Genomic DNA, 14,123 nt, shown 5'->3' with positions numbered 1-14,123 from the left:
CATGGAAGATCTTAAAACGATACTTACGCAACTCAACCGTCGCGACTTCCTCACGAAGGCTGGCCTCGGCTTCGGCTCCATTGCGCTTTCGAGCATTTTGCAGGCGGGCACCACGCGGGGGCGGGAGGATAATGCGGTCGATGCGGCCGTAGCGCCGTTTGTGCGCGGGCCGCATTTTTCGCCCAAAGCCAAGCGGATCATCTATCTTTTTCAGAGCGGCGGGCCTTCACAGCTTGAAACATTCGATTACAAGCCTGCATTGGCCAAATGGCACGGCCAGGAAATCCCCGATTCCATCAAATCGACACAGCGGAACTCGGGAATGGTGGCGGGGCAATCCACTTTCCCGCTCGTTAAATCGATTTACGATTTCAAACAATATGGGCAGTCCGGTGCGTGGGTGAGCGAGCTTTTGCCCTACACGGCGGGGATCGTGGATGAGCTTTGCATTGTTAAATCCGTTTTTACGGAAGCGATCAATCACGAGCCGGCGGTGATGTTCGTGCAAACCGGCTCCCAGCAGAGCGGGCGGCCATCCATGGGCTCCTGGCTCAGCTATGGCCTCGGGTCGGATAATGAGAACCTGCCGCATTTTATGGTGCTGATTTCCAAGGGTGTGAGCGGCGACCAGCCGTTGAGCACCGCAGCCTGGGCCAACGGCTTCCTGGCATCGCACCACCAGGGCGTGCAGCTTCGTACGGGCAAAGATCCCGTGCTTTATTTACAAAATCCTTACGGCGTGCATAAGGAAGACCGCCGCCGTGCATTGGACCGCATCAAAGAACTGAACGAACACCAGTTTACGCTGTGGGGCGACCCCGAAATCCAGTCGAAAATAAGTCAATACGAAATGGCTTATAAAATGCAGACATCCGTGCCCGACGCGGTGGATATTGCGGACGAGCCCGACTACATCTATAAAATGTACGGAGAAGACGCCCGCCGGCCCGGCACGTTTGCCGCCAATTGCCTGCTCGCGCGCCGGATGGCCGAGCGCGACGTGAAATTTATCCAGCTCTATCACATGGGCTGGGACCAGCATGGTAATCTGCCCAAGAACATCGCCAGCCAGGCCAGGGACGTCGATCAGGCGTCGGCTGCATTGGTGCAAGACCTCAAACAGCGCGGGCTGCTGGAAGATACGCTGGTGGTGTGGGGCGGAGAATTCGGCCGTACCAGCTTTTCGCAGGGCAAGCTCACGGCCGATAACTACGGCCGCGATCACCATCCCGGATGCTTCACGATGTGGATGACCGGTGGAGGCATTAAAACCGGCCAGGTGTACGGCGAAACCGATGAATTCAGCTACAATGTCGTGAAGGACGGTGTGCATGTGCATGATTTCCAGGCGACATTGCTGCATCTCTTCGGCCTCGACCATGAGAAACTGGTTTTCAAACACCAGGGCAGGCGCTACCGGCTAACCGACGTCCACGGTAAAGTAATAAAGGGACTGATCGCCTAGCCGGCCTGCAAATGGGTTCTCAGCTCGGGAATATTTTACCGATAATCTTCCCTATTTCGATAAAATCGTCGTGGTTGCTCACCGAGCGCCGTTCGGTCTGGTCATCGTCCTGCTGCGAGAACGGGAATATGAGCAGGAAGTTATTGTCGCGCGAATGCTGGTTGAGAAAATCCGGAATACCGCCCATTTGCGGGAAGTAGGAAACCATTCCGCGTTTCGCCATGAACACGATCAGCCCTTCGTCGGCCGAAAGCTGCGCGGCGGCTTCTTCGGCCTCGCGCCAGTTTGCGACCGTATGCAGCGACGATTCGATATTTGATTTGCTCAGCACGCGTTTGATAATCCGGATCACCTGTTCGCCGCCGTAAAAGCTCATTTCGGCGCTTGAATTCTTCGCGATGTTCCATACCCGGAGCAATGCGTGGAAAAATCCCGGTTCTCTTTCGGCCCGGGCGGGAATCAGTACCACGTAGCGCTTCACGGTGGAAATGGGCTGTGCGGCGTGGTAAATCAACGTGTTTACGTTGTCGTTTTGCAAATAGCCGTTGTAAAGATTGTATATAAATGATGGTGTAAATCCTTTTTCGGGTTGAAGGCCGATCAGCAGATCGGTAATGCGTTGCTCCTTGATCACATTGCTGATGCCGCTCGAAACGTCCTGATCGTAGCGTGTCACCTGCTGAATGGCCACATCCGCGGCAGCACCGGTGTCGACCGCGATGTGGAGCGTTTTTTCGGCGTTTTTAACCGATGACTCGTTTTTGTCATCATTCACGACATTGAGCGCCAGTAAACGGTCGTCGTTGTGGCCTGCCTTGATCATCAGTCCCAGATTCACCAGTTTTTCAACCGTTTCCTCATAATTCACCGCGATCAGGATGCTCTCGTTTTCGCGGTTAATCCCCGAGGCGGTGTTCTCCTTATCAGCCTCGGCGATCTTCTCGCCGCTCGACATCGACACGAAGGACGAGATCGTACAGGAGATCAGGATCAGCAGAATGCTGCCGTTGAGCACGTGCTCGCTCAAAAGGCGGACCGGCTCGCCCGCAGGCGTTTCCGAAATGACGATGTTGTAACCCACCATTACCGCCGCAAGCGTAGCCGCCGCCGACGCGGAGCTCATGCCGAAAATCAGCATTCCCTCGTCTTTGGTGAGTTTGAAAGTCTTCTGCGTGAAAATCGCCGCGAGGTATTTCCCGCCGATGGATGCCACCAGCATCACGGCCGCCACCCCAACGGTTTCCCAGCTTTTGACAATCACTTTAAAATCAATGAGCATCCCCACGCTGATCAGGAAGAAGGGGATAAAAATGGCATTACCCACAAATTCCACCCGATTCATCAGCGACGACGAATGCGGAATGAGGCGGTTCAGGGCCAGCCCCGCGAAAAACGCCCCGATAATGGCCTCGATCCCGGCCAGCTCGGCCAGCACAGCCGCGAGGTAAATCATCACGAGCACAAAAATGTACTGCGATATTTTGTCCTCCACCCGTTTGAAAAACCACCTTCCGATGATCGGAAAAACGAACAGTACCACGAGACTGAATGACAGCACCGATACAATGAGGCGTATCCAGAAAGCGCTGTCCACCGCGCCCTGCGTCATCCCGACCACCACCGCCAGCACGAGCAGGGACAGCACGTCGGTGAGCATTGTGCCGCCCACGGTAATGTTCACGGAGAGGTTTTTGGAAATACCCAACTTGCTCACGAGCGGGTAGGCGATGAGCGTGTGCGAGGAAAATAGACTGGCAAAAAGAACGGTGGTGAGGATCGGGAAACGCAGCACATAGTAGCCGCCCAGCAGTCCGAGGACGAAGGGAATGGCGAATGTGTAGGCCGTAAAACCAATGCTTTTCCATTTATTCTTCTTGAAATCGCCCATATCGATTTCCAGCCCGGCCAGGAACATGATGTACAGCAAGCCGGTTGTGCCGGTTACTACCACGCTGCTGTCGCGCGCGAGGAGGTTGAGCCCGTTGGGGCCCACGAGCGCGCCGGCAATGAGCAAGCCGAGCAAATGCGGCACCTTGATCTTGTTCAGCAATAGCGGCGCACCGAGGATGATGATGAGCTCGATGAGGAATTTCAGTACCGGGTCCTCAATAGGCAGTGACCCGATGTGGATGTTCAATAATTGCATGGCTAGCGGGTCGCGAGGCGGGTTAATTCAACTGAGAACTTGGCGTTGCAAGCATTGGCAATGCTGATCGTTTGCATGCCCTTGATCAGGTTTCCGTTGGCACGGCCCAGCTCGACGCTCATGTCCGTCATTTTCGCAGACGACGAATCGCTTTTGTAATGCAGCCTGATTCCCGTGCTGTCATAACTGGCCGAATATACCCGGATCAGTTTGTTATTGTTGAAAACCCGCGTGAAAAGTCCCGTGGAGTCGCTCACGAATTCCCAGGCATTGGAGCGCTGGTCGCCGATCACGTATTCCGTGCAGTTGGACTCGCGGCATATGGATTTGCTCGTCCACATTCCCGCCAGCTCGTCGGGCCAGGTCTGGATGATGAGCGTGTCGTTTCTTTGGGTGAGGAGGCTGTCGCGCATGCGAACAAGCGCGTGGTAGTCAGCTTCTTTAATGGCAAACTCCTGTTCTTTCCGAAGTAATGTCTGTTCGCGTTGGGCGAGTTGCTGCTCCTTCTGGTTGTCGCGGCAACCCCAGAGCAGCAATCCGCAGAGGATCAGGGCATAGCAGGCTTTATGAAGTGGCATAGGGCGCGGGTTTTAGCGGAACGGCGACGGGCCGGCCCGCACGTGACTGGATCATCTATTCGCCGTAAGATAACAAACCATTCCTTAGTACCAAAAGTAATTCGGTATGTTTCGGTGCAGGTCTGCCTGTGTTTTTCCGCTTTAAACCGGTGTGACTACCGCTATGCCGCGGCTTGCGCCGGGGTCAGTTTTTTGCTGCCAACGAAGTGCCGGTGAGCTTGATTTTGTACGGCCATTGCTCTTCCTTTTGCTGGGCGGCCTGCCTGCCGAATGCGACCGGCCAATGCTCGGCAGGGGCGCCGCTCACCACCAGCCAAAGGTGCTGTGTGTCCTTCGGGATTTTGATGGTAGCCTTTCCCCGTGCATCGCGGGCCATTTTCCCGTAGAGCCGCTTTCCGTTTTTGGTGTGGGCAACCAATCCGTAGCGCCAGCCGGCTTTGTCGGTTTTAACATCACTGTACCCTTTCGCCCCGGCAATGCCTTCGAAATCGACGGTTACCGTGGTGCCTGCCGCGGGTACGGCCAGACCAATGCCGTTGTAGCCGTAGTTTTGCGGGCAGTTGAGCGAATCGACCTGGTACCAGCCATTTGCGGCTGCGGTAAGTTGGGTTGTATGTTTATTGGCATAAGGCGCAGCCACTTGCCCGATGCGTTTGAGGTCCCAGGTCATAAACCGTGCGGCCGCGTCGAACATTTCGTCGTTGAATGCTTCCTGGGTGAGGTTATTGAGCCGCTTGTAGGTCATCACGGGATCTTCACCTTCCTGCGTGGAGCGGCATAATGTGCCGAAAAACGCTTTGCCATGCTTTTCCGACCAGTATTCGAGCACGTATGGCGAGTGGTACATGTTCTGCGGATGCAGGAATGCGAAATGAGTTTTTTTGAGGTAACTCACAAAATGGTAGTTCTCGAAAGTCATCCATTCGGGATACACCTGCCAGAGCATATACTGCGCGGACATTTCCATCACCGGCCCGCGTGGGCCCGCTTGCGCATCCGACCGCGACATATACTGGAACGCGTGCCCCAGCTCATGCGCGAGCGCCCCATATGGCGCTTTGGCCATCCTCACGGCGGGCGTCCACAGGATACCGATCTTGTTTTCGACGCCTCCGCCGAATGCGGTTTGTTCCTTACCGCCGATCACGTAGAGGATCATCTTGTATTTATCGGTGAGTGATCGGCCTTTCTGAACGAGTTTCAGGTCGTTCACATAAAAATCGTAAAACCGCTCGCATTCCCGCAATGCACTATGCACATCGAAGCGCTTCGTGGTGTCGGGATTGGCCATAGGGTCTTGCCCGAATTCTTTGTGCCAGAAAATCGCGATGTTGTCCGACTGCACCATGCGCTTGTAGCTAAACTCGCTTGCTTCACTGTTATAATCGTTGCCATCGGGCACACGCATGACTTTGGCGGGAATGGAAAGTTCCTTCGTTTGCGCAAGTGTGCGCACATGGGAAACGGCGAGAATGCCGACAAGGGCGAGGAGCAGGGCGCGATAGCGTTTCATGACCGGTTGACTGAGTTCAGGATTGATATTGCAAAATATGCCGTTTCCCGCTCACTTGCCCGATCTTGCGCGCGATCTGCTAAAATAGGTAATGAAGTGGTTAATATTCACCAAATTACGGCCGCAATAGTACAATTGCTAGCTGTGAAAAACAACGTTTCCACGGTGTATCAGGCCTTTTACGGGTGAAATGCGCGCCACGGCTTCGGCAGAGCAGCTCGCTTCGAGCAGCACCACGCTGGCCTCATCACCGGCTTTGGGCCATTGCTGTTTTCCGTTGTCGTCGAGCGGCAGGGTGTCGCAGGTAGCCAATTTCAGGCAGCGCGATAGCTCCCGCTCGGTCGACTGGCCGTAGAGCTGCGCCATCATATTCGCTTTTTGCAGCACGCTTCCCGAGCCAAAGGTATTCCAGTGATCCACAATGCTGTCGTTGCCGGTCATGACATTCACACCGTAGCGGTACAGCGTCGGAATCGGCATAATCGTGCTGCCAAAAGGGATGGTGGAAATCACGCCTACACGTGCGTGAGCGAGCCTTTCGGCAGTTTTTTCCAACTGGGGCTTGTCGAGCCGGGCGAGCACGAAGCAATGGCTGAGGAACGTTTTGCCTGCCAGTGCGGGGTTTTCTTCCACTTTCCGCGTAAGGTATTCGACCGTTCGCAGGCCCGGCTCGCCGCCTTCGTGGAGGTGAATATCAATGCCCTTGCCGTGGTCGAGGGCGAGCTGCACGATGAAGTCGATCTGCTTCTCCACGCTGCCGTCGATCGCATTCGGGTCGAGACCGCCGATAAAATCAATATCCATGGCGGCGGCTTCTTTCATCAATTGTTCGGAATGCGAGTAGAAAACGCCGTGCTGGGGAAATGCAACCAGCTCCGTTCCAAAGGTATTCTTTTTGTTTTCAATCGCTTTTTGAAGGTTTTTCAGCGAATCCAGCTTTGAAGTCGGTTCGATATTCACATGGCTTCTGGCGAAGTTTGTTCCCTTCGATTGCAGCAGTTCGATGATCTTCTCGGCGCGGTAGGTCGATGTTTTCAAGAGTTCGGGCAGGTTTTTCTGCTCGAACGCGATCATGTCTTTCACCGACCGGTTCCTGGCCAGCCGGGCTTTCCACGGTCCGCCGTAGAATGTTTTGTCCAAATGAATGTGCATATCCCTGAACGCCGGCAGCATGAGCTGTCCTTTGGCATCGGTAGCGTCGGCTTTGGGGTCGTTGGGCAGCACGGCTTTGATCTTGCCATCCTCGATCTCGACCCTGAAAAGGCCGGTTTCGGTGGCAATTACCTCTTCATCCTCATACACAAAACCCGTTTCGAGCCGAACGTTTTTGAGCGTCGACTTTTTCGCGGCATTTGCGGCCGGCTGCCCGGATCGCGGGGCGTCCGAGGCTTTTGCTGCATTTTTTTTAACGAGTATTTCACCCGCCAGCAACAGGCCGGAGCTCTGGATGAACGTTTTGCGCGAAATGGATTCCATTTGTCTGGGATTAAGGTTTTTGCAAAGGTAACCGCGCCGGCGTTCCCTTACGATGCGCTATTTATCCCATAACTTGTAGGATTTATAACGAATTGCGAAACGCCCGGGGCGAGAGGCCTGTCTGCGCCTTAAAGAAGTTGGAAAAATGAGGAAGGTCGCTGAAACCAAGTTCGAATGCGATCTCTTTCGCCGATTGCGCCGATACGAGTAGAAGCCGCTTCGCTTCGAGTCCCACGCGGTTGTGGATGAGAAACGTGGCTGGTACATGCAAATGCCTTTTGCAGAGGATATTAAGGTAGTTGGGGGAGATGTTCAGCTGGTCGGCGTAGAAGGCCACCGTCTTATGGGCCTTGAAATGGATATCGATCAATGCATGGTAGCGGAAAAGGATCGGGTTGGTGCGGTAGGTGCCGATATCTTCGTAAATGCGCTCGGCTTCGCGGCTTACCAGTTGCAGCGCCACGCGGCTCCGAAGTTGTACCATATCCCAGTCCACGGCCGGTGCGGCCAGTTCGCGTTCCAGCGCTTCGAGTTCGTAGCAAAGGGCCTGGAATACCGCGACGGGAAGGTCGATCACCTGGTGGTTCCGGTACAATATAAACGACAGCCTGAGAAAATTGGAAGACGCCTCGAATGCACGCCGGCCGACCATCAGTTGAAAACCCGACGTATTCTCCTCCAGCTCCCAGCGGTGCACCTGGCCCGGGAACAGCAAATGCACCTGGTGATCGCCAACAGCGTAGTCGGCAAAATCGATGGAATGCGTGCCGCTGCCTTTGGCTACGACAAAAAGCATGAAGAAATCATGCTTATGCGGCTTCTCGATCCGACTTTTACCATCCACCTCATGGCGTAGCAACTTATAAACCGCCTCCGCGGAAGAGTCGAAAGCATCGATGCCCAGGGTCGGAAACGCCGTCTTTGTATTCATAAGTTGAAATTACAAAAAATGCCGCTAGCGGGTTCCCGGTTCTTATTGTAAGGTCAACCGACGGATTTTTCAGGGAAGGACATCCGGAATGCGTACATCGAAATATTTTAGCAAAATTTTAAACTATTAAATTGGTAGACTAAATAGTTTAATTAAATTTGTACACCAGCCACCACCATTAATTATCATACCTAACATGAAAAGGTACGTATATCACCTATCGGGGCTGGCCGTGGCGTGCTTGCTGAGTGCATTTGCCGCCTTGGACAATACCTACGAAGCGGAGCTCCGCGATTGGCATCAGAAGCGGATCGAAAGTCTGAAAGCCGAATCGGGCTGGCTGAACCTGGCCGGGCTGTTCTGGTTGAAGGAAGGCAAAAACACGTTCGGCAGTGCGGAAGAAAACGACATACTGTTTCCCGAGGGCAAGAGCCGGCCACATCTGGGCGAGATTGTGTTGGAAAAAGATAGAATCACACTCAAAGCCCGGCCCGATGCGCAGATCTTCGCTGACGATCAGCCTGTTACAGCGCTGGACCTTTCGTCCGCCGACAAGCCCGTTACACTCAAACACGGCTCACTGCGCTGGTTCGTGATCAAGCGCGGCGATCGATACGCGATCCGTCTCCGCGATCTTGAAAGTGAATATCTGAAAGGTTTTACAGGCATTGAAAGATACCCCGTGCAGGAAAGCTGGCGTGTGAAGGCGCGTTTTGTGCCTACAAAAGGCCATACTGTGTCCATCACCGACGTTACCGGCCGCACCGACGACCAGGTGTCGCCCGGCAAGCTGGTATTTACCGTGAATGGCCGCGAATACAGCCTCGACGCCGTCGGCAAACCGGAGAGCCTGTTCATTATCTTCGCCGACCAGACCAACAAGCACGAAACCTACGGCTCGGGCCGCTTCCTGTACTCCTCCGTGGAGCCGGACGGCACTGCCTGGCTCGATTTCAACAAGGCGATTAACCCGCCGTGCGCATTCTCGCCTTACGCCACCTGCCCGCTTCCCCCGAAGCAGAACAAGCTGGCGCTGGCCGTTTCGGCCGGAGAGAAGCGGTATGGAGATCATTGATTAACAAACTACTAATACGAGGCGTATGAAAACTTATCAACTCAGACTTACCTACCCGGAATCGCTCAGTGTGCACCATATTACTTCGTTGGTTGAATCGGTGAAAGGCGTGAAGATCAGGCGATTGAATGTCATCGGGCGTGGCCGCGAGTTTGTGGGCGTACTGGTGGTGGAAGCCGCCGGACTGCTGCATTACGATTCGCTGGTGGAGCGGCTCCGCTCGCGCCAGGAAGTGCTGCTCGACGAGCCCGAGGTCGCGCCGATCTGACCGGCGGTTCGCGCTATCCGGCTACCGACAATCTGCTTGTCATTCAGTTACTTATCACGAAATGCGCCTGGTGGCCGATGCTTCCACCCATTCGTGGACCTCGCATTGCGGGCAGGTTGGTAGCTTTTCGAGTCCATTGCGGTTGCGGGTGCCGCCGCATTTGGTGCACGCGATGTGATCGCACGTTTCGTTGCCGGTAAGCTTGCGTTTCAGGTCATCGGGGAAAATCGGCAGGCCGTGCCGTACCTCGTCATCGGCATAAAAAAGAATGCTGAACTCGCCCGACGTTTCGATGAGCACGGTGCGCACCTGGCCCAGGTGCTCCACATGGCTCAACCGGAGTGCGGCGAAAAATTCATCCTGCGACAGCCCCGATTCACGAAACGCATCCGGGAGCAGCTTCCCGTCGCGGATCACGTACAGCGGCTCGCCTTCCAGCACTTTTTCCACTTTTACAAAACGGTCGGAAAGCCGGGTGACGAACGTGTATAAGCTGATCACCACCAGAAAAACGACGAATGCGGGTAAAATGCCCACGTCTTCATAAAACATCGGGTCGCCCGCGGCGGAACCCAGTCCGATAATAAGCACGAGCTCGAACACGGAAAGCTGTTTGATTCCCCGCTTTCCGGACGCCCGCAGCGCCACCAGAATAATCACAAACATGATAATGGTCCTCAACACCACTTCCAGCAGGAATGTGAAGGGGTGGTCGTGCATGAGGATTTGTCTCCAATCGGGCATTTCAGGCATAGCAATGCATTGTTTTGCCTATATACGTACAAAATGCGTGCCGCCGCTTCCGGCCATGAAGCTGCCACAGGGCATCGGGCATCCATCAGCGCAATCGTAGTACTTCTTACACACAAAGAAGTAGATGTTTTGATGTCGCATAATTTAGTAAATTCAAAACAGCAAAAAGTCCCGGTCCGTAATAGCATCCTCATGAGAGTCCTCCTGGTCGCGTTGATTGCGCTCGCTTTGCGTGGCCTCCCCGCGGCTGCGCAACAGGCGCGGCTGATTACCACTCAATACAATACCGACAACGGACTCCCGCAAAACAGCGTGAAGGACATCGCGTTCGATGAATGGGGGTACTGCTGGCTGGCCACTGAAATGGGCCTGGTGCGCTACGACGGGCAGCATTTTGTGACCTACGACACATCCCAGCTGCCGGGATTGAAGTCGGCGAGGGTGGAAGGGCTCACGGCCGATGCACGCGGAACGCTCTACGCGCGGCTATACGGCGGGCAGATCATCAAAATAGCCGTTTCGGGCAAGTATGCGGCGCCTGCCCCGGTGCTGCTGCCCGAATGGTCGGTGCATGTGGGCGCGCAAGGGGTGGCGGTGAGCAATAAAACCATGCTGCGCAAGCTGGCGGCGTTTTACAACCAGCTGGGCCAGAACCCGTTCCTGTTTTCGTCGAGTGTGTCGGACCGCGAGATTTACCTCAGGAATGAGCGCAGTCTGATGTATTTGTCGGCCGGGCTCGCAGCGCCTGTCAAAATCAGGGATTACACGGGCCGGAAACCACAATATGCCGTTTTCGCACGGCAGTTCCTGGCCTGCATCATGCCGGGCAACCGCGTGGAGGCGTGGAAAAATGGCCGGCTGCTGCCTGGTTACGCCTCGATACGCGGGCCGCTCGCTTCGGACGCCCGGTTCATTTCGGGCGATTTCCAGCTTTATTCCAGCGCCGACGGCCTTTACGTATACGCAGGTACGAGTCTTTACAAAGTACTGCTCCGAAATGGACAGCTCGATTCTGAAATTGCATTACAGGGACTGCGCGTGCCTTTTTTATCTGCGGTAGCCTACCAGTCCGGGCAGGGAATGTTTTACCTCGGCTCGTCATCGGACGGCCTGTTTGTCGTGCAGAAAAATCCATTTTTCACGCCGCCCTCACTTTCGCCCGCCCTCGAACAAAGCCTTTATGCACAGGCGAAGGTGGCCGACGACCAGCTGGTTGTCAAAAACATGCTTGTATCCGTCTCCCGGCCGGCCCGAAAGTTGCCTATCGATGTCGGCCTGGGCCCGTGGCTTTTTGCCGGTGGCGACGGACAATTGTACTACGAGCAGGGATACCAGTTGCGGAAGCTCGACATTGCGAAGGCCACTTCATCCGCCATAGCGCCGGTGTACAAGGTTATGCATATGGATGACGATGGCGAGGGGCGGTTTTACATTGCTACCGACCGGGGTTTTGCCATGCTCGTGAATGGCAAGCTCGGCGGTTTCAAGGCGTTTCCGGAACGTGCGGGGATTTTGTTTGTCAGGAAATTACGGTCGGGGCACTTCCTGGTCTGTACGGAGAAGGGGTTGAAATGGTATGACTATCAACTGAACCGAATCTACAAATCGGTGTTGGATTCCATGCAGATCAGGACGGTGTATGCCGATGCGGACAAGATTTGGATCTCGACTTACGGACAGGGGTTTTACCTGTTCCAAAACAACAAGCTCTACCGCATGCCCCTCGGCCCGCGGCAAGCACTCAAAATCGTGCATTCATTTATCGAGGACGGCCTCGGGTTTTTCTGGCTGCCTACGAACAACGGGCTGTTCAAAGTCCGCAAAGGCGAGCTTACTACATTCGCTGTGGGTAAATCGGATGCGGTCAACTTTTTTCGCTTCGACCGGACCGACGGCCTGCCTACGAACGAGTTCAACGGGGGCTGCGATCCTTCCTATGTGTGGTTAAAAGACAGCCTGTTATCGCTCCCGTCGATGAAAGGACTGGTTTGGTTTTACCCTAATAAACTGAAACCCTATTACCCTGCACGCGGCATTTTCGCCGACAGCCTCGCCGTGAGCGGTCGGTTGGTCCAGCCGCAGGAAAAGGGTCTTATTCTCCCGCCCGATTTCAAACGCCTTTCCGTTCAGGTTTCATCGCCTTATTTCGGCAATCCGGCCAACCTCGATCTGGAATACCAGGTTGCCGGGCTGGATGCCGACTGGCGAAAGGTCGAAAAAAACGGCCAGGTGATGATTAACAGCCTTCCGGCGGGCTACTACAAGCTCGTGGTGCGGCGGAACGGCGCGCCCGCGGCCGACAACGCCGGCGGTTTCGAATTGTCCGTGGAAGTACAGCCCTGGTTTTACAACACCTGGTGGTTTTACGCGCTATGCATCTGCGTTTCGATCTGCATGGGTTATATGTTGTTTAAAAGAAGGCTGGTAAAGCTCGAAACGGAGGCGCAGCAGCTGGAAAAGGTGATTTCGGAACGGACTGAGGAGCTGAAAAACGCCGTCGATGACCTGGCGCGGTCCGAAATGGCGTTGTTGGAAAGCAACCGGTTCAAGGACCACGTCATTACGATGGTGCTGCATGATATGCGCTCGCCGCTGCGGTTTATTTCGCTCATTAGTGGTAACCTTTTGAAAAACCACACACGCCTCACACCCTCGGATCTTGACGCTTACCTGTCGGATCTTCACCTCGGCACGCAAAATCTTCTGGGATTCACCGAACAGTTTTTTATGTGGATCGGCACGCAGCAGGAAGGTTTCAAGATCAGCAAAATGTCGTTTGCGATCAATTCGTTGTTTGAGGAAATCGCTTCGCTATACAAGGAGCTTTTCAAGTTTAATCGAAACACACTCCATATCGTCCCGACCGACCTCGAATGCGTTTCGGATTACCAGATTCTTTCCGTAGTGATCCGCAACCTGATCGACAATGCCAATAAGAACACATCTGACGGGGAAATCACGCTCTCCTGTGCTGAAAGGAACGGCCGCATTCAGATCTTGATCAGCGACACGGGGCAGGGGCTGACCCGCGAGCAGATTACCCAATTCATGAGCCGCGACAGGCTGGCCGGCAACCGCGGCACGGGCAGCCTGCTCATTCATACCATGCTGGATTACATTCATGGGGCGATTTCCATCGTGAGTGAACCCGGAAAGGGCAGCACTTTCACGATCAGCCTTCAAAATCTGCGTCAATCTGATACAGCTGCGCCAGGTGGTTCAATTCAAGGAGGTTCTTGATTTCCAGTTTGTCGAAAACGCGGCACCGGAAGCTGCTGGCCGTGGATGCGCTGATCGACAGTGATTTGGCTACTTCCAGGGCGCCATATCCTTTGAGCAGAAGCAGCGCCACTTCAAATTCCCGCTTGGATAATTTGTCGAACGGCGTGTTGGCCGTATTGCCGATCAACGCATCGGAGAAAATCTCGTTCTGTGACCGGGAAATGTACCGCCGGCCCTGGCTTACCGTGTAAATCGCCTCGGCGAGCACCTCGTCCGCCTCGGTTTTGTTCACATACCCCAGCGCGCCCGCACGGAAGAAACGGGCCGCAAAAACCTTGTCGGGCTTCATCGTCACGACCAGGATACGAAGCTTCGGCCGAATGCGTAAAATGTCGGGAATGAGGGCCAGCTCGTTGGTGTCCGGCATGTTCAGGTCGGTAATGAGGAGGTCGAACTCCTGCGCGGTAACCTTGTCGATCACTTCGCGGCCGTTTTCGGCGAATTCTACGATCACATTGAACCCTAAAACCTCTTTAACGACCATCTGTAGTCCTTTTCGGACGAGCTGGTGATCGTCGGCTATGAGAATGGAGAGCGGCATAATTGAAACGGGTCCTTTCAGAGATTACAGGTCGGTCGTAAATGACTGAAATTAAAGCATTTCAAATTGAAATACAAAACAATAAAATGAGATCA

General features: G+C 54.5%; 11 protein-coding genes. 4 read left to right on the top strand and 7 right to left on the bottom strand.

Annotated elements, in window-relative coordinates; genetic code table 11:
- Position 1: 1 nt before the first annotated feature.
- Positions 2-1,465, top strand: coding sequence for a DUF1501 domain-containing protein (locus DFER_RS10840; protein WP_015811677.1), 1,464 nt, complete (start codon positions 2-4; stop codon positions 1,463-1,465).
- A gap of 19 nt (positions 1,466-1,484) precedes the next feature.
- Here the strand turns inward: DFER_RS10840 and DFER_RS10835 are convergent, their stop codons facing one another.
- The 5 genes from DFER_RS10835 to DFER_RS10815 form a co-directional block, all read right to left on the bottom strand.
- Entirely contained in the window at positions 1,485-3,611 is a 2,127-nt protein-coding gene (locus tag DFER_RS10835; RefSeq protein WP_015811676.1) for a cation:proton antiporter, read from the bottom strand.
- Positions 3,612-3,613: 2 nt separating this feature from the next.
- Positions 3,614-4,189 carry a hypothetical protein gene (locus DFER_RS10830; RefSeq protein WP_015811675.1) on the bottom strand — a complete coding sequence of 192 codons (576 nt, stop codon included), beginning with the start codon at positions 4,187-4,189 and terminating at the stop codon, positions 3,614-3,616.
- A 184-nt stretch (positions 4,190-4,373) separates the two neighbouring features.
- Complete coding sequence (locus DFER_RS10825; protein ID WP_015811674.1) at positions 4,374-5,702, bottom strand: DUF6055 domain-containing protein; 1,329 nt, start codon at positions 5,700-5,702, stop codon at positions 4,374-4,376.
- A 138-nt stretch (positions 5,703-5,840) separates the two neighbouring features.
- Positions 5,841-7,178 carry an amidohydrolase family protein gene (locus tag DFER_RS10820; RefSeq protein WP_015811673.1) on the bottom strand — a complete coding sequence of 446 codons (1,338 nt, stop codon included), beginning with the start codon at positions 7,176-7,178 and terminating at the stop codon, positions 5,841-5,843.
- A gap of 82 nt (positions 7,179-7,260) precedes the next feature.
- Positions 7,261-8,109 carry an AraC family transcriptional regulator gene (locus DFER_RS10815; protein ID WP_015811672.1) on the bottom strand — a complete coding sequence of 283 codons (849 nt, stop codon included), beginning with the start codon at positions 8,107-8,109 and terminating at the stop codon, positions 7,261-7,263.
- A 196-nt stretch (positions 8,110-8,305) separates the two neighbouring features.
- On the opposite strand from DFER_RS10815, the gene DFER_RS10810 reads away from it, so the two are divergent.
- Entirely contained in the window at positions 8,306-9,184 is an 879-nt protein-coding gene (locus DFER_RS10810; protein ID WP_015811671.1) for a DUF1684 domain-containing protein, read from the top strand.
- Between the two features lie 25 nt (positions 9,185-9,209).
- Positions 9,210-9,452, top strand: coding sequence for a hypothetical protein (locus DFER_RS10805; RefSeq protein WP_015811670.1), 243 nt, complete (start codon positions 9,210-9,212; stop codon positions 9,450-9,452).
- A gap of 54 nt (positions 9,453-9,506) precedes the next feature.
- Here DFER_RS10805 and DFER_RS10800 read toward each other — a convergent pair whose 3' ends face one another.
- Complete coding sequence (locus tag DFER_RS10800) at positions 9,507-10,205, bottom strand: DUF421 domain-containing protein (protein ID WP_015811669.1); 699 nt, start codon at positions 10,203-10,205, stop codon at positions 9,507-9,509.
- A gap of 192 nt (positions 10,206-10,397) precedes the next feature.
- Between DFER_RS10800 and DFER_RS10795 the strand changes: the two genes are divergently transcribed.
- Positions 10,398-13,445: a sensor histidine kinase gene (locus DFER_RS10795; protein ID WP_041736324.1), complete on the top strand. Its 3,048-nt coding sequence runs from the start codon at positions 10,398-10,400 to the stop codon at positions 13,443-13,445.
- On the opposite strand, the gene DFER_RS10790 is transcribed toward DFER_RS10795, so the two are convergent.
- Complete coding sequence (locus DFER_RS10790; RefSeq protein ID WP_015811667.1) at positions 13,378-14,028, bottom strand: response regulator; 651 nt, start codon at positions 14,026-14,028, stop codon at positions 13,378-13,380. The genes DFER_RS10795 and DFER_RS10790 overlap by 68 nt on opposite strands.
- Between the last annotated feature and the right edge of the window lie 95 nt (positions 14,029-14,123).

Source organism: Dyadobacter fermentans DSM 18053 (assembly GCF_000023125.1).
Lineage (GTDB): Bacteria > Bacteroidota > Bacteroidia > Cytophagales > Spirosomataceae > Dyadobacter > Dyadobacter fermentans.
Note: the sequence above shows the minus strand (reverse complement) of the source record. Positions and strands in the feature narration are given on the sequence as shown.

Coding starts and splice junctions, on each gene's coding strand:
- DFER_RS10815 (WP_015811672.1), bottom strand. CDS start 8,109: ATGAATACAAAGACGGCGTTTCCGACCCTGGGCATCGATGCTTTCGAC.
- DFER_RS10805 (WP_015811670.1), top strand. CDS start 9,210: ATGAAAACTTATCAACTCAGACTTACCTACCCGGAATCGCTCAGTGTG.
- DFER_RS10825 (WP_015811674.1), bottom strand. CDS start 5,702: ATGAAACGCTATCGCGCCCTGCTCCTCGCCCTTGTCGGCATTCTCGCC.
- DFER_RS10800 (WP_015811669.1), bottom strand. CDS start 10,205: ATGCCTGAAATGCCCGATTGGAGACAAATCCTCATGCACGACCACCCC.
- DFER_RS10830 (WP_015811675.1), bottom strand. CDS start 4,189: ATGCCACTTCATAAAGCCTGCTATGCCCTGATCCTCTGCGGATTGCTG.
- DFER_RS10790 (WP_015811667.1), bottom strand. CDS start 14,028: ATGCCGCTCTCCATTCTCATAGCCGACGATCACCAGCTCGTCCGAAAA.
- DFER_RS10840 (WP_015811677.1), top strand. CDS start 2: ATGGAAGATCTTAAAACGATACTTACGCAACTCAACCGTCGCGACTTC.
- DFER_RS10810 (WP_015811671.1), top strand. CDS start 8,306: ATGAAAAGGTACGTATATCACCTATCGGGGCTGGCCGTGGCGTGCTTG.
- DFER_RS10820 (WP_015811673.1), bottom strand. CDS start 7,178: ATGGAATCCATTTCGCGCAAAACGTTCATCCAGAGCTCCGGCCTGTTG.
- DFER_RS10795 (WP_041736324.1), top strand. CDS start 10,398: ATGAGAGTCCTCCTGGTCGCGTTGATTGCGCTCGCTTTGCGTGGCCTC.
- DFER_RS10835 (WP_015811676.1), bottom strand. CDS start 3,611: ATGCAATTATTGAACATCCACATCGGGTCACTGCCTATTGAGGACCCG.